Origin of the sequence: Pseudomonas sp. ICMP 460 (genome assembly GCF_002723595.1) — a bacterium.
In the GTDB taxonomy this organism is placed as follows: domain Bacteria; phylum Pseudomonadota; class Gammaproteobacteria; order Pseudomonadales; family Pseudomonadaceae; genus Aquipseudomonas; species Aquipseudomonas kitaguniensis.
This window is the reverse complement of record NZ_LKBR01000003.1, coordinates 58,512-75,354: the sequence shown is the minus strand read 5'-3', so window position 1 is coordinate 75,354 and position 16,843 is coordinate 58,512. Positions and strand designations below refer to the sequence as shown.

General features: G+C 60.3%; 20 protein-coding genes and 1 tRNA gene. 5 read left to right on the top strand and 16 right to left on the bottom strand.

Annotated elements, in window-relative coordinates:
* Nucleotides 1-137 precede the first annotated feature (137 nt).
* The 3 genes from AO240_RS03675 to AO240_RS03665 form a co-directional block, all read right to left on the bottom strand.
* Entirely contained in the window at nt 138-824 is a 687-nt protein-coding gene (locus AO240_RS03675; protein ID WP_099235189.1) for an SOS response-associated peptidase family protein, read from the bottom strand.
* Nucleotides 825-841: 17 nt separating this feature from the next.
* The gene (locus tag AO240_RS03670; protein WP_058414019.1) at nt 842-1,051 is read right to left on the bottom strand and encodes a hypothetical protein; all 210 of its coding nucleotides are present in this window, start codon (nt 1,049-1,051) and stop codon (nt 842-844) included.
* Nucleotides 1,052-1,218: 167 nt separating this feature from the next.
* Nucleotides 1,219-1,305, bottom strand: a tRNA-Leu gene (locus AO240_RS03665).
* Nucleotides 1,306-1,530: 225 nt separating this feature from the next.
* On the opposite strand from AO240_RS03665, the gene AO240_RS03660 reads away from it, so the two are divergent.
* Nucleotides 1,531-2,079, top strand: coding sequence for a hypothetical protein (locus AO240_RS03660; protein WP_099235188.1), 549 nt, complete (start codon nt 1,531-1,533; stop codon nt 2,077-2,079).
* 1 nt (nt 2,080) lies between these two features.
* Here the strand turns inward: AO240_RS03660 and AO240_RS03655 are convergent, their stop codons facing one another.
* The 7 genes from AO240_RS03655 to AO240_RS03625 form a co-directional block, all read right to left on the bottom strand.
* The gene (locus AO240_RS03655; protein ID WP_099235310.1) at nt 2,081-2,608 is read right to left on the bottom strand and encodes a DinB family protein; all 528 of its coding nucleotides are present in this window, start codon (nt 2,606-2,608) and stop codon (nt 2,081-2,083) included.
* A gap of 72 nt (nt 2,609-2,680) precedes the next feature.
* Nucleotides 2,681-3,502, bottom strand: a complete 822-nt coding sequence (locus tag AO240_RS03650; RefSeq protein WP_099235187.1) for a hypothetical protein — start codon at nt 3,500-3,502, stop codon at nt 2,681-2,683.
* An 18-nt stretch (nt 3,503-3,520) separates the two neighbouring features.
* Nucleotides 3,521-3,868, bottom strand: a complete 348-nt coding sequence (locus AO240_RS03645) for a DUF2493 domain-containing protein (protein ID WP_099235186.1) — start codon at nt 3,866-3,868, stop codon at nt 3,521-3,523.
* 65 nt (nt 3,869-3,933) lie between these two features.
* Nucleotides 3,934-6,642, bottom strand: a complete 2,709-nt coding sequence (gene mgtA / locus AO240_RS03640; protein ID WP_099235185.1) for a magnesium-translocating P-type ATPase — start codon at nt 6,640-6,642, stop codon at nt 3,934-3,936.
* Nucleotides 6,643-6,877: 235 nt separating this feature from the next.
* Entirely contained in the window at nt 6,878-7,171 is a 294-nt protein-coding gene (locus AO240_RS03635) for a hypothetical protein (RefSeq protein WP_099235184.1), read from the bottom strand.
* Nucleotides 7,172-7,491: 320 nt separating this feature from the next.
* The gene (locus tag AO240_RS03630; protein ID WP_099235183.1) at nt 7,492-8,103 is read right to left on the bottom strand and encodes a LysE family transporter; all 612 of its coding nucleotides are present in this window, start codon (nt 8,101-8,103) and stop codon (nt 7,492-7,494) included.
* Between the two features lie 120 nt (nt 8,104-8,223).
* Complete coding sequence (locus AO240_RS03625; protein ID WP_099235182.1) at nt 8,224-9,507, bottom strand: arsenic transporter; 1,284 nt, start codon at nt 9,505-9,507, stop codon at nt 8,224-8,226.
* A 339-nt stretch (nt 9,508-9,846) separates the two neighbouring features.
* On the opposite strand from AO240_RS03625, the gene AO240_RS03615 reads away from it, so the two are divergent.
* From AO240_RS03615 to AO240_RS03605, 3 genes are all read left to right on the top strand, one after another.
* Complete coding sequence (locus tag AO240_RS03615; protein ID WP_099235181.1) at nt 9,847-10,062, top strand: hypothetical protein; 216 nt, start codon at nt 9,847-9,849, stop codon at nt 10,060-10,062.
* A gap of 71 nt (nt 10,063-10,133) precedes the next feature.
* Nucleotides 10,134-10,838: an AzlC family ABC transporter permease gene (locus AO240_RS03610; protein ID WP_099235180.1), complete on the top strand. Its 705-nt coding sequence runs from the start codon at nt 10,134-10,136 to the stop codon at nt 10,836-10,838.
* Complete coding sequence (locus AO240_RS03605) at nt 10,835-11,146, top strand: AzlD domain-containing protein (protein WP_099235179.1); 312 nt, start codon at nt 10,835-10,837, stop codon at nt 11,144-11,146. The genes AO240_RS03610 and AO240_RS03605 overlap by 4 nt, the downstream gene beginning before the upstream one ends.
* Before the next feature lie 318 nt (nt 11,147-11,464).
* On the opposite strand, the gene AO240_RS03600 is transcribed toward AO240_RS03605, so the two are convergent.
* Nucleotides 11,465-11,722 (bottom strand): hypothetical protein, encoded by a 258-nt coding sequence (locus tag AO240_RS03600; protein ID WP_058414009.1) that lies wholly within the window; start codon nt 11,720-11,722, stop codon nt 11,465-11,467.
* 109 nt (nt 11,723-11,831) lie between these two features.
* Here AO240_RS03600 and AO240_RS03595 point away from each other — a divergent pair, with 109 nt between their 5' ends.
* Nucleotides 11,832-12,185, top strand: a complete 354-nt coding sequence (locus tag AO240_RS03595) for a hypothetical protein (protein WP_099235178.1) — start codon at nt 11,832-11,834, stop codon at nt 12,183-12,185.
* Between the two features lie 145 nt (nt 12,186-12,330).
* On the opposite strand, the gene AO240_RS03590 is transcribed toward AO240_RS03595, so the two are convergent.
* The 5 genes from AO240_RS03590 to modA form a co-directional block, all read right to left on the bottom strand.
* Complete coding sequence (locus tag AO240_RS03590) at nt 12,331-13,035, bottom strand: YoaK family protein (protein WP_099235177.1); 705 nt, start codon at nt 13,033-13,035, stop codon at nt 12,331-12,333.
* A gap of 83 nt (nt 13,036-13,118) precedes the next feature.
* The gene (locus AO240_RS03585) at nt 13,119-14,192 is read right to left on the bottom strand and encodes a DNA topoisomerase IB (RefSeq protein WP_099235176.1); all 1,074 of its coding nucleotides are present in this window, start codon (nt 14,190-14,192) and stop codon (nt 13,119-13,121) included.
* Nucleotides 14,193-14,264: 72 nt separating this feature from the next.
* Nucleotides 14,265-15,344 carry a molybdenum ABC transporter ATP-binding protein gene (modC, locus tag AO240_RS03580; protein WP_099235175.1) on the bottom strand — a complete coding sequence of 360 codons (1,080 nt, stop codon included), beginning with the start codon at nt 15,342-15,344 and terminating at the stop codon, nt 14,265-14,267.
* Nucleotides 15,345-15,349: 5 nt separating this feature from the next.
* The gene (gene modB / locus AO240_RS03575) at nt 15,350-16,030 is read right to left on the bottom strand and encodes a molybdate ABC transporter permease subunit (protein ID WP_099235174.1); all 681 of its coding nucleotides are present in this window, start codon (nt 16,028-16,030) and stop codon (nt 15,350-15,352) included.
* Nucleotides 16,031-16,804 (bottom strand): molybdate ABC transporter substrate-binding protein, encoded by a 774-nt coding sequence (modA, locus tag AO240_RS03570; protein ID WP_099235173.1) that lies wholly within the window; start codon nt 16,802-16,804, stop codon nt 16,031-16,033.
* Nucleotides 16,805-16,843: the final 39 nt, after the last annotated feature.

The following is a 16,843-nucleotide window of genomic DNA, read 5'->3' as shown; positions in this document are numbered from 1 at the left end:
GAGGGCATAAAAAAATGCCCTCAATCCATGTAAAGAAAATGGAACTGGTGCGTTGGGCAGCGGCGCGCAAAAGCTGGCGCAAATTATCCCAGGCTCTGCCGCGTCGTCGTTCCGAGCTTGCCAGGCTTACTTCAGGGCTATTGCGCAGTGATGGGCTGGATTAACTCCGGCCCTTTGTTCCGCACATTGCCAACGGCTGTGTCGACCTTGAACCACTCGAAGATCTCTGATGGTTCGCCTTGGTGCAGTACCATCTGCTCGGCGCGCTCTTTGGGTGTGGCCGGGTCAAGCCATTCACGCGCCAATTCCGGCGTCAGCACAACGGGCCGCCGGTCGTGCACGTCCACCATTCCACCTGCGCTGTCGGCGGTGATGATCACAAAACCGTCATGTTCGCCTGGTCCCTCATCGGAGTCAGGCAGTTGACCAATCGCTGCGCACAGTGATGGTGCTCCATCCCGCCGGCGAATCAGATAGGGCTGCTTTTTTGGTCCGCCTTCATCCACCCACTCAAACCAGTTATCGATTGGCGTGATTGCCCGATGCGGCCATATCGCCCGGAAGAATGGACCGTGAGCAACCTTCTCGACGCGCGCGTTGATCGGCGCGGCCCGGTCTGTGGCCCAATGCGGCCTCCAACCCCAGCGCACCGGATCGGCCAGTAGCAGCTCACCCTGGATGTGGAGCAGGGCGACCTGAGTTGCGGGGGCGACGTTGTAGCGCTCTAGGGGCAATTCGCCCACAGAGTTCGCCAGAGCATTGGGCATGCTCAGCGCTGCAACGAAGTCGTGAATTCCCCGGTACTGCGTCAGTCTTCCACACATGGCTATTCCTCGCTGTTTTAATCAGGCGCCATCAACACTGCCAAGGTCAGCTTTACGAAGTCCTCATTAGCGTCAATGGTGTGCAGTGCCCCGCGTACGTTTTCGGAAACTTCGGCTGAGCCGCGCTGCTCGACCCAGTTTGAAATCTCCATGATCGCGGATTCGAGAGCCAGCTGGTTTTCGTAGAGTTTGGAGAGAAGGGAGGGCATTAGGTCTGAGTTAGGCATCGGTGTTCCTCTGGTTGAGTGAACAGCTTAGCAGTCGGTGTTAGCTGGGGAGTTTATGTTCGGTCGGCAGGACGCCGGAGATGGGAATTGCGGAGCAAGCTTGGAAATTGCGAAGCGGAAAAGATAAGGGCTTGCATGAAGTTCATCATGCAAGCCCTTGGTATCTATGGTGCCCGAACCCGGAATCGAACCGGGACGCCCTTACGAGCGGGGGATTTTAAGTCCCATGCGTCTACCAGTTTCGCCATTCGGGCGGCAGCGCGGTGCAGCAGGGTTGGGAATATATAGACCCGGGCGCTTCGATGCAAGGTCACAGGGTGCCTTTCTTGTACAAAAGCTTGCCTTAAAAAGCCCGGTAGATCAGTGATCTACAGGCGATTTTTAGTCTGTTGCGAAACACCCTGGAGGCGCGGGAACAAGGTCTGGTAATCGCAGTCATAGCGATATGCCATCCCGGCATTATGCAAAGGAATCAGTTGATGCTCAGTGTTCGCAAGCCTTCCTGGATGATTGCTGCAGGCGTAATCGGGCTGTTGGTCGCCACAGGGGTAAATACGGCGCAGGCGGGAAGTGAGGTGCAATGGGGAAGTTTCGGACCAGGCAGTGGCGATAAGCTCACGACCAGTTCATCAGAGGGCGCGAAGCGCGTGTTGTCTACCACCGCGTTTAGCGTGGGCGATCTTGAAAAGCTGCTGGACGGCCAGAAAAGTGATCACCAGGAGTTGCTGCGCTTGAACAGCAAGCTGCAAGAGCAGGCGCGCTATTTCGACGAGTTCAAGCGTAAGGACGGGTCAAGCTCAAGCGCCAGTGACAGTCAATTGTCGGACTTGAAGCGTACGGTTGCAGAGCAGAAAAGCACCATCGACAAGCTGAGAAGCGAAGTGGAAGACTTGAAAAACAAATCAAGCTCCAATTCGAGTTCCAGCTCCAGTGAGCTGTCCCGCCTGAAAAGCGATGTCAGTGATCAGAACCGTACGATTAGTGACCTCAAGCGAAGCATCGACACGTTAAGCAGCAAGGTCAAATAGTTCAGTCGATCAGCGCCAGCAGGTCGGTATCGCCTACATCCACTCCGGCCTGACTTAACAGCGTGGTTACCTGGCCGCGATGATGGGCCTGGTGGTTGAAAAAATGCACCAACAAGCCGGAGAACGGCTTGTTGGTCCCAACGCCGCGCATGTTGTGGTACGTGAGGCGGTGATCCAGGTCCGGTTCGCGCAGGCTTTGCGCCCAGTCGATGATCAGTTGATCGAGCCAGGCGCGATGGGCCGACAGCTCACGAATATCAGCAAACGCCAACGCCTTGAGGTCGCGAGGCGTGGCGACGGTGCTTAATGGCCCCAGCGCATCAAAACCTGCCGGGTGCTCGGCAAAGCGCTTCAGCCAGACAGTATCGCCCAACGCCAGATGATTCAGCGTGCCGAGGATCGAGCCGAAAAATGCCTGTCGATCGGCTGCCAACGCGGCGTCCGTCAGTGTGCAGGCGGCCGCATAAACCTTGCGGTTCATCCACTGGTTGTACTCGGTCATCAACCTGATTTGTTCAATGCGGTTCACGTGCGTGCTCTCTGAATGGCGCGGTGGGGCCATCATAGAGCGTGCTTGCCTGGCAGTCATGCCAACTAACGCTTAGAAACGCACGGTGGCGCCGGTGGTCAGCCATTGGTTGCGGTCACCGCTGAGGCTTTGCCCGACGATTACGTCTATGTCGATCAGTTTGCCCACGTGCAATCGCGGCCCGGCTTGCCACGCTTGGTCGCCGCCTGCCTGGCCGTAACGCTCACCGATCAGCGTCAGCGCGTCCGCTAACTGATATTCGAAGCCGGTGCCCCATGTCAGGCGATGGTTCTGCTCGCCGCCGTTATACGTATGCGTCCAGCCGCCATTGAGGTTAAGGCGCAGCGATTCTACGGGTTGCCAGGTCAGCGGAAGGTTGAAGTCCGCGCCGTCGAACGCATGCGCGCGGTTGACGGCAATATGACCGGTTGCCGACACCGCCATTTGCAGGCCCAAATCTTGCCGTGACCAAACCTGCGCCTTGACTTGCGGGCTGACCTGGCTCTGGGCATCGCCGGTGTCGCTGGCACGAGACAGCGCCGCGCTCCATTGCACGGCAGGCAGTGCGCTGAACGTGCAGGCGGGGTTGAGGGTTTGGCTATGCACACGGCCTGCGTGCCGGTCGGCGGTGTACCAGGCGTCGACGTTGCATTCTCCCGGCGCGTTCACCGCGCCGTCGTCGACGGCATAAGCACCGCCGGCCGCGTGGGCCTTTGAACACAGCGCAATCAGCAAAACAAGGCCCAGGGTCACGCCGATAAAGGTCAGGTTACGCTGCAGTGCGCGGCGCTTGGCCGGTGGCAACAACAACAAGCTATGGCGAGCGCCGCGAGAGTGACGCGCGCGGTATTTGGCGAACCCGTCCTGGCGCTTTGGGGTAAGTTTTTTGTGCATGATGCACCTCGCTTGAAGTCAGCTTTCTACGGTGAGCACCGAAATGCCGCAGGCTTTGGCCTGGCAGATCAGTTGTGAAGTGTCGTCACCACCCGGCAGGGCGATGACCACATCGGGGCGGCTGTCGGTGAGCATGAAATGGTTGCGCTGGCGTTCCGCCTGCTTGCCGTGGCGTTGCCAGTTGGGCGGGTAGCGCACCACGTCGATGCCGATTTCTCGCGCCCATTCCTCAATGTCACTGCCGAGGAACTGGTTGCCGCCGTGTATCAATACCTGCACCGGGCGCAGGCGGTGGTAGGCGTCCAGCACTTGGCGGGTTTTTTTGCTGTCGGCGTAATGACGACCTGCACAGATCAAGACGCGCATGCGGGCGTTCCTTTTATTGCGCGGTGGCGGCCGGGCGACCGCCACCGTTTAAACGGCGGGGGTGATCAGTACCACTGCTTGAAGCGGCGGATGTAGATCGTTTTCATCAGTTGGGCGACGCAGCAGTAAGCGAGCAGGGTGCCGACCAGCCATGGGAAGTACGCCAGCGGCAGCGGCTGCAGGCCCACCAGTGTGCCCAGCGGCGAGAACGGCACGTAAATGCCCAGTGCGATCACCACGCACGTCATCATCAACACCGGCCAGGCGGCCGTGCTCTGGAAGAACGGGATCTTGCGCGTGCGCAACATATGCACCACCAGGGTTTGCGAAAGCAGCCCCTCGATAAACCAGCCGGACTGGAACAGGGTCTGCATTTCTACGCTGTTGGCCGAGAACACGTACCACATCAGCGCAAAGGTGGTGATGTCGAAGATCGACGAGGTTGGCCCGATCCAGATCATGAAGCGGCCGATGTTCTTCGCGTCCCACTTGCGCGGCTTGGCCAGGTATTCCTTGTCCATCTTGTCCCACGGCAACGCGAGCTGGGAGATGTCGTACATCAGGTTTTGCAGGAGCAAGTGAATGGCCAGCATCGGCATGAAGGGAATGAATGCACTGGCTACCAGCACCGAGAACACGTTGCCGAAGTTAGAGCTGGCGGTCATGTTCAGGTACTTCATGATGTTGCCAAAGGTTTCGCGGCCCTTAAGCACACCTTCTTCCAGCACCATCAGGCTCTTTTCCAGCAGGATGATGTCGGCCGACTCCTTGGCGATGTCCGTGCCGCTGTCCACCGAAATGCCCACGTCGGCATCGCGCAGCGCTGGCGCATCGTTGATGCCGTCGCCGAGGAAGCCGACCGTGTGGCCGTTGGCTTGCAGCGCTTTGAGCACCCGCGATTTTTGCAAAGGCGTGAGCTTGGCAAACACCGTGCGTTCTTCCACGCGGCGCCGCAGGGTCGCGTCGTCCATCGCTTCGATTTCAACGCCCAGCAGCGGCTTGCCTGGGTCGAGGCCGACCTGGCGGCAGATAGTGCAGGTGACCACGGCGTTGTCGCCGGTCAGGACTTTGACCGCCACGCCGATTTGCTGCAGTGCCGCAATCGCCGGGCCTGCGGTTTCCTTGGGTGGATCAAGGAAGGTCAGGAAGCCCTGGATGACCAGGTTGCGCTCATCGGCCGTGGTGTATTGCTGGCGCGCCAGTGCGTTGGGAATGTTGCGCGTCGCGACCACCAGCACACGGAAGCCGTCTTCGTTGTAGTCATTGGCGAGTGCCAGCAGTTCTTCACGGCGGCGATCATCCAGCGGCAACGCTTCGCCGGCTTCCATCACGTGGGTGGAAATGCTCAGCATCTCTTCCACGGCGCCCTTGCACACCAGCAGTTGATCGCCAGCGGCGTCCTTGACCACGATCGACAGGCGACGGCGCACAAAGTCGAACGGCAGTTCGTCGACCTTGCTGTAGGCAAACGGCACCTGGAACTTCGGATTTTGTTCCGAGAACTGCACCACGGCCTGGTCCATCAGGTTTTTCATGCCGCTCTGGTGAAAGCTGTTCAGCCAGGCCAACGACAGCACCGCGTCATCGCGCTGACCCGCCGCATTGACGTGGTGTTCGAGGATGATTTTGTCCTGCGTCAGGGTGCCGGTCTTGTCGGTGCACAGCACGTCCATCGAACCGAAGTTCTGGATCGCATTGAGGCGTTTAACCACCACTTTGCGCTTGGCCATGGCCGTGGCGCCCTTGGCCAGGTTGGCGCTGACGATCATCGGCAGCATTTCCGGGGTCAGGCCGACGGCAACCGCCAGGGCAAACAGGAAGGCATCGCCCCAGTCACCTTTGGAGAAGCCATTGAGCAGGAACACGATGGGCACCATCACCAGCATGAAGCGAATCAGCAGCCAACTGACACTGTTCACCCCGCGATCGAACGCGGTTTGCACCCGTGAGCCGACAATCGCTTTGGCCAACGAGCCGAAGTAGGTGCGTGGCCCCGTGGCAACCACCACGGCCTTGGCCCGGCCGCTGACCACGTTGGTGCCCATGAAGCAGATATTCTGCAGGTCCAACAGGTTGCTTTGGTCGGCCGCGAATGAGCTGGCAGATTTCTGTGTGACGTCGCCGAGGGTGTCGTATTTTTCGACCGGCAACGCTTCGCCGGTCAGCACGGCCTGGCTGATGAACAGATCGCGCGATTCGATCAGGCGAATATCGGCCGGGATCATGTCGCCGGCAGACAATTGCACAATATCGCCGGCCACCAGGTCACGCATCGGTACTTCGCGCAGGGTCGGTGCGGCGCCGACTTGCTCGCGACGCAGTACGGTGGCGGTGGTGCGTACCATGGCCTTGAGGGCTTCGGCGGATTTGGCCGAGCGGTGTTCCTGCCAAAAAAGCAGCAAGCTGCTGAGCAGCACCATGGTCATGATAATGATGACTTTGGTCAGGTCGACGTCTTCACCGGCCTGCAATGGCAGCCAGTAGTCGGTGACAAAGCTGATGCCGGCCAGGGTCAACAACACGTAGATGAACGGGTTGTTGAGTGCCTGCAGGAACTGCACGATGGCGTGCGGCGGCTTGTCATGCGCCACCTCGTTATAGCCTTCGCGTTGCAGTCGTGCGCTGGCGTCCAGCTCGGTCAGGCCATCCTGCGTGGCCCGCACGTTGGCGAGGGTGGCCGAGAGGCCGTTGCGGGCTTCACGCGCGGCACGCATCGAGAGTGCAGTGTCGGTGCCATGTTTGGTGTGCAGAGGCGTGTTTTTTACGGCGCTCATTGTGTGTACTCCTGTCGCCAATTCACGACAAAACATGCCCGGTACTTACCTGATGACAGGCGAGCGAAAGCATGCCGAGCCGCAAACTTTGCGATCGGTTTAAATAAGAGAGTTACTTAACTTCTACAGCGCCCGCCACGCAGGCGTTAATTAACTAACGCGCAGCGGGCCACCACTGGCCATGTTCATAAAGAACGCCAGAGCGGTTATCGGGAAGTTGCTGTTTCCAGCCGGTTCAAGCGGCGCGATGGCTCAGGTAAACATCGAGCATCAGGCCTGCTTGAGCCCACGTGGAAACCTTCGGTCTCTGCGGGTCTTGAGGGTCGGCGTGCTCCCACTGCTGCAGCAATTGGCCGCTGACAGGGCAGGCGCGCCAGTGCGCCAGCGGGGGCGCCGGGCGTACTTGAGGGGAGGGTGCAGCAAAGGCCGAGCGGGTAGGCGAAAAGCCCACGGGCTCGCGGTGCAGCTTGGCGCGCAGGGCGGCGGCCAGGGTGCGTACATCGGGCAAAGCAATCAGTTGGAAGGTCATAACACACCTCGGGACCGGACGGGCGACCGGTGAGGCAGTTACGGTGGAGCATCAAGCTCTAGCGCAGCTTACCGGACCGAAACGGCGAGTCCTGTCATATTCTGGGTTTGGCGCCCGATGCCCGCTAACGCGATGCTCGAGCAGCGACTAGATACTGTGTCCATTGGCTTCTTTTGTGAGGTTTAAAAAAGGCCCCAGTTGCGGGCAGGGGGAATTTACTCAGGCGCTTACAAAATGTCAACGCAAGATTAATTAAACCTCGCGGTATTCAGAGTTTATTCAGACACGCTGCTCTCACAAGTTACTCGCGCGCTGTAACTTCATACATCGCGTACGGCCAGAACAGCCAGATACAAGAGTACCAGCCCGCACAGTGCATAACTGACGCGTTGCCACAGTGGTGATGCATGCTTGCGCAATAGGTTGACCAGCGCCGCCGTCAGAAAACACGAGAGCACCGACGCCAGCATGAAGCCTGCAAAAAACGTCAGTGTCTGCGCATGGCTCGGCGTCGCGCCGACGATGCCGGACAACGCGCTGCCCAGCGCGCCCCAATAAACGATGTTCTTAGGGTTTGCCAGGGAAATCGCGGCGCCTACCGCCAGCGCGTTCTGCGCGCTGCCGGCCGGTGCGCTGCTTTCTTGTGGCAAATGCCAGGCATCGATCAGGCTGCGCACGCCCAGCCAGGCGAGGTACAGCGCACACACGATGGTCAGTGGCACACGCACCGCGTCATGCTGGATCAGCAGCGCAATACCGGTGAGGCCAATGACCGCCCACACCGCGTCGCCGACCAGCGAACCAACTTGCACCAGCAACGCCGGGGTAAAGCCTTGCAGCAGGCCACGGCGCAAGGTCTCCGCGAGCACCGCGCCGGGCGACAGGCAAAATACAAAACCGAACACCAGTGCGTAAAAAAAGATCGTCAACATGCCCGCGTCCTTTCGACAAAGTGCAAAAGCATACGACGGCAGCGGTGGCAAAATCGAGTATCGGTTGGCACGTTTACGGCCGCAGCGTGCGTTCCTGCAGCCGTCAACTCAGTCGAGCGCTTACACACTCAGGCGCACGGCCAGCGCCGCGAGGGTGATCAACAGCACCGGCAGGGTCAGCACAATCCCGACCTTGAAGTAGTAGCCCCACGTGATGGTGATGCCTTTGCGCGCCAGAATATGCAACCACAGCAACGTGGCCAGGCTGCCGATGGGGGTGATTTTGGGGCCAAGGTCGCTGCCGATTACGTTGGCGTAGATCATCGCGTCCTTGACCACGCCCACGGCATGGCTGGACTCGATGGACAGCGCGCCGATCAACACCGTCGGCAAGTTGTTCATCACCGACGACAAGAGTGCCGTCAGCACGCCGGTGCCCATGGCCGCGCCCCATACGCCGTAGGTAGCGAAGGTGTCGAGCCAGGTCGCCAGGTAGGTCGTGAGGCCCGCGTTGCGCAGGCCGTAGACCACCAGATACATGCCGAGGGAAAAGATCACGATCTGCCAGGGTGCGTCCTTCAGCACTTTGCGCGTGGAAATAGTGTGGCCCTTGGCGGCGATCACCAGCAGCAACACCGCGCACACGGCGGAAATCGCGCTGATGGGAATGCCCAGCGGTTCCAGCGCGAAACAGCCGACCAGCAAAATACCGAGTACCCACCAGCCGGCGCGAAAAGTCCCACGGTCACGGATGGCGCTCGCCGGCTCTTCCAGGTCGGCCGGGTCGTAGGTCTGCGGAATATCGCGGCGGAAAAACCACATCAGTACCGCGAGCGTGGCCGCCACGCTGACGAAGTTCACCGGCACCATGACGGCGGCGTATTGGTTGAAGCCGATCTTGAAGTAATCCGCCGAGACGATGTTCACCAGGTTCGACACCACCAGCGGCAGGCTCGCGGTGTCGGCGATAAACCCCGCGCCCATCACGAACGCCAGCGTGGCTGCTGGCGAAAAACGCAGCGCCAGCAGCATCGACATCACGATGGGCGTCAGAATCAACGCCGCCCCGTCGTTGGCAAAGAGTGCCGACACCAGCGCGCCGAGCAGCACCATATAGGCAAACAAGCGTCGGCCGCGCCCACGCCCCCAACGCGCCACGTGCAGGGCGGTCCAGGCAAAAAAACCGGCTTCATCGAGCAACAGGCTGATGATGATCAGCGCGACAAACGTGCCAGTGGCATTCCAGATGATGTGCCACACCACCGGAATGTCAGCCAGGCTGACGACGCCAAGGGCCAGGGCCAGGATCGCGCCCATGGTTGCGCTCCAGCCGACACCCAGGCCCTTGGGCTGCCAGATGACCAAGACGATGGTGAAAATGAAAATCGCAAGTGCGACAAGCATGAATAAACGCTCCGGGGGCTCAGCAGCACGTGCTTGCCCGTTGTGGTCTGTTGCCCATTGCCGCAAGACGCTGTGCGTCGTTGCGTAGCCAAGGCATGGATCAGTTGGTACGCACAAAGTTCGCTGGCGCACAGGGTGAATAACCTCAACCGCACGCGGATGGCACCGGCCGGGCATTCCCACAGGCCTTTTTGAATACGCATATGCCTGTACGTAGGGAAAATCCCGAGTTCGATTGACGTGGATCAAATGCGCATAAATCGACCACAAGTGTTTGAAATTAAACTGAAACACGAATGTCCTAAAGTGCCTCCCACTGCTAAAGAAGGAAAAATCAGCGTGACCCGTGCCGTTCGCAACCTGCGCAAGACCCTTGATGCCGTCGCCGATAATAACGAAACGGCGGCGTTTGACCTGATGCGCGCCGTCGAAAAACTCGGCGATGAAGTGCTGCGTCAACGCCTGCTCAATACGATTCATCGTCTTAACCAAGACGCTCACGAGCTGCGCCTGGCGCGCGACTCGGTAGAACTGGTGTCGGTAAAGCTCGCCTGAGCACGATCGTTCAAGACAACCACCGCATGACGCTGGCATGCTTGTCGACTGTCTGTCGATGAGCCGTGTCCATGCCTGCAACCCTGCCTTATTACGCCTTCGGTCGCGGCGCGATTGCCGTTATTCCGCTGTCCCTGGCCTGTGCGCCGTGGGGGCTGCTGGCCGGCTCGATGGCCATTGATGCGCAATTTACCCCGCTGCAAGCCCAGGGTTTGTCCGCCATCGTGTTCGCCGGGGCTGCCCAACTGGTGGCTATCGGCATGGTCAAAAGCGGCGCCAGCCTGATTTCGATTGTACTGACCACCTTGTTGCTGACGTCCCAGCACTTGCTCTACGGCATGCACATGCGCCCCACGTTGTCGGCGCTCAATACGCGCTGGCGCATGAGCCTGGGTTTTTTGTTGACCGACGAGTTCTTTGCGCTGGTCAATCACTATGACCGTCAAACCTTCAACCGCTGGTATGCGCTGGGCGTCGGCCTGACGTTTTATATTGCCTGGAACCTCTTCACCTTGGCGGGCATCGTGCTCGGCAAAAGCATTGCCGGGCTTGATCAGTTGGGGCTGGAATTTTCGATTGCGGCGACGTTTATCGCGTTGATCACTCCGGTAGTGCGCGATTTACCTACCGTAGTCTGCGTCGCTGTTTCACTGCTGTTTTCGGTATGGCTGAGTTACTTGCACTGGGAGTCGGCGGTGGTGGTGTCGGGTGTGCTGGGGATGAGCGCGGGTTATGCGTGCAAGCGGCTGGGCCTGGCGGGGAGCGCGCAGCGATGATTTACGGCATGATTGTGCTGATGGGGTTAGTGGTGTTCCTCAACCGCTACCTGTTTATCGAACCCCGCTTGCCGGTGCGGCTCAATCGCGGCGTGCGCGAGTTTCTGGGGTTTGCAGTGCCGGGGATGTTGACGGCGATTTGCGGGCCGATCATTTTTCTTGCCGAGCACAGGCTCAACGTGAGTTTAGCCAACCCGTACATGCTGGCCGGTATTTGCGCGGTGGCGTTGATGGTTTACACGCGCAGCGTATTAATCACCGTGCTGCTGAGCATGGCGGTGTTCTATCTGCTTCGTTGGTGGCTCTGAATGCAGGCCGCCTGAAAGCCGACCCAATCCCCCAAACAGAATGCATTCAAACTGTGGGAGCGGGCTTGCTCCCGATGGCGGTGTGTCAGGTAAATATTTTTCAACTGACACACCGCAATCGCGAGCAAGCCCGCTCCCACAAAGGCTCTTTTGATCTGCTTTAACCACTCAGGCCGCCGTGCTCTTGCTCTTGATCCGAGAAGTGCCACAACCGGCAGGCAAAAAAAAGCCCGCGGGAGGGCGGGCAGAAGGGAGACTTCTAAAAAATGAGCCTGCTCACTATAAGCGGCGCAATCTCCCTTCACAGTGAAACTAAATTTATTCAGCCGCCGGTACTGGCTTCTTCTTGGCCTTGGCCTCTGCCGCCAGGCACTCCAGGGCAAACTGCTCGGTGTAGGTCATCTGGATCGGTGTGCTTTCGCCCTTCACGGTGCGCTCGCCATCGAGTATGTAGCGGATGCGCTTGTCCGTGACGCCGATGCGTTTGGCAATCCACGTGGGCGTCTGGCCGATGCGGCTGATCAGCTTGTCGGCGTAGTCGGTGGACGGGTTATAGCGTTCGGCGTTGGGTGTCATCGGTTTTCCAGGTAAAGGTGCAGTCACAAGTAGGCGACAGGGTGACGTAATAATGCTTGGGTGTCGCCTGCTAATGGTAGAGTCGCGGTTTTTCCAAGGAGGCGATGGCATGCGAACGTTGGTAATTGGCGCATTGATGGTGGCAGCATTGTCCGGTTGCGCGAGCTCGAAGATGACCCAAGCGCGCGCCGGCGTGCCCTACAAAACCCTGGCTTCGCAGAAGGCGCCGTTGGTGGTTGCGCAATGCATCCAGTTCGGCTGGCAGGACGAGGCCGTGTTCGGGGTTGACGCGGGTGGCTTCAAGGAGCCGATCGAGGCTGGCGGTTTCACGGTGTACACCACCGGCGGCGATTATTTTGCCGACGTGCGCAGCGCCGGCGCCGGTGCTACCGTCAATTACTTCGCGGCTGAAGACACGATGCCGGCCAAACGTCGCTTGGCCGCTCTCGCGACCTGCCTTTAATCCGTTGCCTGCGTGATATTCGGAAATGCCCGGCGGGACAGCCGCCGAGCATTGGCCTATGATTCACACCGCTCGCTCGACGCCAAAGCTCTTTACCAGTACATGGACGTCGAGGCCCAAACGTCGGGCGAGCATCTTTACCGGCTTATCGCGGCATGTAACCCAAGTGCCAGCGCCGCGGAATCTTCAGTGACACCAGCCCCAGCACGGCGGCCAATACACCACTCACCAGCAACGCCTTCAGCCCCAGTTGCTGCTCCAGCACCGCGCCGATGATCGCGCCCAAAAACATCCCGCCCCACGGAATCAACTGCACCCGCCAGCCGTTGCGCCTTTCCCCCAGCACCCAGCGGCCCAGCCCGCGGCCAAAGCGTGACAAGGCGCCCGTCACATAGGTCAGCCCTACCGGCAGGCCGTTGACCTCTTCGACGGCGGCATTGAGCATGCCCATCGCGACAATCGCCGCCAACAGCGCCGGCAACGCATCTTTTGCGGGCCACACGGCACCGCCGCACAGCAAGGCGGCGATGCATAACAGCAAGGGCAGGGCATGCCGCCGGCTGATGCGGCTGACCACCACACCCAACGCATTGCCGACAACAAACGTCGCCACCAGCAACAGCAAACGCCCGGTCAGGCCGAGGTCGCCCGCGCTGATCGCCACGGCCAGGCGCGTGGTATTACCGCTCATAAACGACACAAAGTCGCCGCTGGCCATAAACCCGATGGCATCGGTCATGCCTGCCAGTACCGAGAGGCTGGCCACCAGCATCAAGCCGACCCGGCCGCGCCATCGATGGCGATGCGCGAGTGCGACGTTGACGTAAGGCTTGCGCGACGACGGCAGCATGCGGCCGGGCTCCGGGTGGGATTATTTGGCCACTACCGTAAGACGCTTTGATTGCCTGCGCAATGGGTTCAGAGCAGCAGCGGCTAACTCGCCTTGGCTTGCCCGGGCGCTTGCTTGGGCGCGCGCTTAGGCAAATCGGCCGCCAGTTGTTCAAGGAACATCGCCAGCGCGACTTCCTCGGCTTTTAAACCCTTGCGCACCCGAGGTTTGGGCAGTTTGGACAGCTCACCCAGGCTGAAATGTTCGAGCACGGCAGGGTGGATATAACATTTGCGGCACACCGCCGGGGTATTGCCGAGTTGCTTGGCGACGTCCTTGACCATCGCCACCACGTGGCGCTTGGCATCCGATTCCGGCTGCCATTCCAGCTCGCGCAACACCGCGAGGGCAAGGGCGGTGCCGGCCCAGGTGCGGTAATCCTTGGCGGTGAAGTCGGCGCCAGTGAGGCTGTGCAGGTAGGCGTTGACGTCATGCGAGCTGACGGTGTGCCGCTCGCCGTCTTCGTCCAGGTACTGAAACAGGTTTTGCCCAGGCAACTCCATGCAGCGCTTGACCACTGTGGCCAGGCGCCGGTCCTTGACGCTGATTTGATGCTCAACCCCGCTTTTGCCGCGAAACTGGAACTGGATCTCGCTGCCTTTGACGTCCACATGGCGGGTGCGCAGGGTGGTCAGCCCGTAAGATTTGTTGTCACGCGCATATTGGGTATTGCCGACGCGAATCAGCGTGGCGTCGAGCAGCATCACCACGGTGGCGAGGACTTTTTCGCGGGTAAACCCTGGCTCGGCGATTTGTGCTTCCAGTTGCCTGCGCAGTTTCGGCAAGGCCTCGCCGAACGCTTGCAGGCGCGAATACTTGTCGGTGTCGCGCACCTCACGCCAGCGCGCGTGGTAGCGGTACTGCTTGCGGCCGCGCGCATCACGCCCGGTGGCTTGCAGATGGCCACGCGCGTCGGCGCAAATCCACACATCGGTGTAGGCGGGCGGCACGGCCAATGCGTTCAGGCGTTTGATCTCATCCTTATCGGTAATGCGCTGGCCTTTAGCGTCGACGTACTGGAACTTGCCGCGCAGTTTTTTGCGGCGGATGCCGGGCTGGGTGTCGTCAACGTAATGCAGGTCACGGGGCAAGTCGGCAAGCAACGCAGAGTCGGGCATGGTGCAAATTCCTTGGCAAGATCAGGCCGGTATGTCTGATTGACCGCAGAGTTTTGCGCGCGTGCCAATTAGTTAGGCCAGCACCGCCGCCGCCTTGATTTGCGCCCACAGTTGCTGGCCGGGGTGCAGTTGCAACTGGTCGCGGGAGAAGCGCGTAATGCGCGCCAGCAACGGCGTGCCGCCCGCGTCGAGGCGCACCAGCACGTGGGCGCTGTTATCCGCCGCGATGTCTTGGGTGACCGTCACCGGCAAACGGTTAAGAATGCTGCTCGGCTCTTGCGCCTGCAGGCTGAGGCTGACGTCGCGCGCTTGCACCTTGACCCGCAACTGTTTGCCCAACGCCAGCGGCGCGTGGGCCACGCGTATCTGCAGCGGGCTGTCAGGCAGTTGCAAGGTCAGCAGTTGATAGTGCGCGTCGTAGGCGCTGACCGTGCCGTTGATCACCACGCCGGCGTCGTCGCCCAACGCCAGCGGCAGGTCGAGCCGCGCCAGGGTTTCACCGATCGGGCCGCTGGCCAGGGCTTTGCCGTCGCTGAGCAGCACGATGTGATCCGCCAGCCGCGCTACTTCGTCCTGCGCGTGGCTGACGTACAGCACCGGTATGTCCAGCTCGTCGTGCAGGCGTTCGAGGTAAGGCAGTATTTCGCCTTTGCGTTTGCTGTCGAGCGCCGCCAACGGTTCATCCATCAACAACAATGTGGGGCTGGTGAGCAGCGCGCGCGCAATGCCGATGCGCTGGCGCTCACCGCCGGACAAGTGCTGCGGATGGCGCTCAAGCAAGTGGCCGATGCCGAGCAGTTCGGTGGCCTGGGCCATGTCCACGCGCCGCTGTTGGCGCGGTATGCGCTTGAGACCGAACTCAAGATTAGCCCGCACCGACAGGTGCGGGAACAGGCTCGCTTCCTGGAACACATAACCCAGCGCGCGTTTATGCGGCGGCACAAACAGCCCGTTACGGCTGTCTTGCCAAACCTCATCGTTAACCTGAACAAAGCCGGCTTCGGCGCGCTCCAGCCCGGCGATGCAGCGCAGGCAGGTGGTTTTGCCGGAGCCGGAATGCCCGTACAGCGCGCTCACGCCACGGCCGGGCAGGTGCAGGTCGACGTCCAGCGCAAAGCCTGCATAGTTGAGGTGCAGTCGTACGTCTATCATCGTGGTCAGCTCCAGCCCATTTTGGTTTTACGGCTGGAGTAAAGCGCCAGCAACACGAGGAACGCGAACACCACCATCGAGCCCGCCAGCCAGTGCGCCTGGGCATATTCCATGGCTTCGACGTGGTCGTAGATTTGCACCGAGACCACGCGGGTTTTGTCCGGGATGTTGCCGCCGATCATCAGCACCACGCCAAACTCACCCACCGTATGCGCAAAGCCAAGAATTGAGGCAGTGATAAATCCGGGGCGCGCCAGCGGCAAAATCACCGTGAAAAAAGTGTCCCACGGATTCGCCCGCAAGGTCGCGGCCACCTCCAATGGGCGGGTGCCGATGGCGGCGAAGGCGTTTTGCAACGGCTGCACCACAAACGGCATGGAATAGATCACCGAGCCAATCACCAGCCCGGCGAAGCTGAACGTCAGGGTGCCCAGCCCCAGCCATTGGGTGAACTGGCCGAAATAGCCATGCGGGCCCATGGTCAACAGCAGGTAAAAGCCGATCACCGTCGGTGGCAGCACCAACGGCAGGGCGACGATGGCCCCAATCGGGCCGCGCCACCAGGAACGCGTGCGCGACAGCCACAGCGCAATCGGAGTGCCGATGATCAGTAGAATCACGGTGGTCAGTGACGCCAGCTTGATGGTCAGCCAGATCGCCGAAAAATCGGCACTCGACAGCGGCATTCAGTTGGCCAGCTCGTAACCGTAGGCCTTGATCACCGCAGCGGCTTTCGGGCCTTTGAGGTATTCAACCAGGGCTTTGGCGGCGGCGCTGTCTTTACCTTTGGTGAGGATTACCGCGTCCTGCTTGATCGGGTCGTGCATCGACGCCGGCACGATCCACGCCGAGCCGCGGGTGACTTTGCCGTCCTTGTAAATCTGCGACAGCGCCACAAAACCCAGCTCGGCATTGCCGGTGGACACGAATTGGTAGGCCTGGGTGATGTTCTGGCCTTCGACCAGCTTGTCCTTGACCTTCTCGGTCAAGCCTTGCTTGGCCAGCACTTGGGTGGCGGCCAGGCCGTACGGCGCAGCTTTCGGGTTGGCGATGGACAGGTGCTTGAAGTCATTTCTCTTCAGCACGTCGCCCTTGGCATCCACGTAGCCTTCTTTTGCCGACCACAGCGCCAGCGTACCGACGGCGTAAGTGAAGCGCGAACCTTTGACCGTGTCACCTTCGCTTTCGAGCTTTTGCGGGGTGGTGTCGTCCGCACAGAGGAACACTTCAAACGGCGCGCCGTTCTTGATCTGCGTATAGAACTGGCCGGTGGCACCGTAGGCGGCGACCAGTGTGTGGCCGGTGTCTTTTTTGAAGTCGGCGGCAATCGCCTGGATCGGCGCCGTGAAGTTGGCGGCGACGGCGACTTGCACTTCATCGGCGTGGGCCGAACCAAAGGCGAAGGCGGCAATCAGGCTGGCCAGGGCAGTGGGGGCCAGGCGTGAGGCGCGGATCATCATGAAGCAGCTCCTTTTTATGAGGCGAGGATTGTACGTTGC

Coding starts and splice junctions, on each gene's coding strand:
- AO240_RS03675 (WP_099235189.1), bottom strand. CDS start 824: ATGTGTGGAAGACTGACGCAGTACCGGGGAATTCACGACTTCGTTGCA.
- AO240_RS03670 (WP_058414019.1), bottom strand. CDS start 1,051: ATGCCTAACTCAGACCTAATGCCCTCCCTTCTCTCCAAACTCTACGAA.
- AO240_RS03660 (WP_099235188.1), top strand. CDS start 1,531: ATGCTCAGTGTTCGCAAGCCTTCCTGGATGATTGCTGCAGGCGTAATC.
- AO240_RS03650 (WP_099235187.1), bottom strand. CDS start 3,502: ATGCACAAAAAACTTACCCCAAAGCGCCAGGACGGGTTCGCCAAATAC.
- AO240_RS03645 (WP_099235186.1), bottom strand. CDS start 3,868: ATGCGCGTCTTGATCTGTGCAGGTCGTCATTACGCCGACAGCAAAAAA.
- mgtA (WP_099235185.1), bottom strand. CDS start 6,642: ATGAGCGCCGTAAAAAACACGCCTCTGCACACCAAACATGGCACCGAC.
- AO240_RS03635 (WP_099235184.1), bottom strand. CDS start 7,171: ATGACCTTCCAACTGATTGCTTTGCCCGATGTACGCACCCTGGCCGCC.
- AO240_RS03630 (WP_099235183.1), bottom strand. CDS start 8,103: ATGTTGACGATCTTTTTTTACGCACTGGTGTTCGGTTTTGTATTTTGC.
- AO240_RS03625 (WP_099235182.1), bottom strand. CDS start 9,507: ATGCTTGTCGCACTTGCGATTTTCATTTTCACCATCGTCTTGGTCATC.
- AO240_RS03610 (WP_099235180.1), top strand. CDS start 10,134: ATGCCTGCAACCCTGCCTTATTACGCCTTCGGTCGCGGCGCGATTGCC.
- AO240_RS03605 (WP_099235179.1), top strand. CDS start 10,835: ATGATTTACGGCATGATTGTGCTGATGGGGTTAGTGGTGTTCCTCAAC.
- AO240_RS03600 (WP_058414009.1), bottom strand. CDS start 11,722: ATGACACCCAACGCCGAACGCTATAACCCGTCCACCGACTACGCCGAC.
- AO240_RS03595 (WP_099235178.1), top strand. CDS start 11,832: ATGCGAACGTTGGTAATTGGCGCATTGATGGTGGCAGCATTGTCCGGT.
- AO240_RS03590 (WP_099235177.1), bottom strand. CDS start 13,035: ATGCTGCCGTCGTCGCGCAAGCCTTACGTCAACGTCGCACTCGCGCAT.
- AO240_RS03585 (WP_099235176.1), bottom strand. CDS start 14,192: ATGCCCGACTCTGCGTTGCTTGCCGACTTGCCCCGTGACCTGCATTAC.
- modC (WP_099235175.1), bottom strand. CDS start 15,344: ATGATAGACGTACGACTGCACCTCAACTATGCAGGCTTTGCGCTGGAC.
- modB (WP_099235174.1), bottom strand. CDS start 16,030: ATGCCGCTGTCGAGTGCCGATTTTTCGGCGATCTGGCTGACCATCAAG.
- modA (WP_099235173.1), bottom strand. CDS start 16,804: ATGATGATCCGCGCCTCACGCCTGGCCCCCACTGCCCTGGCCAGCCTG.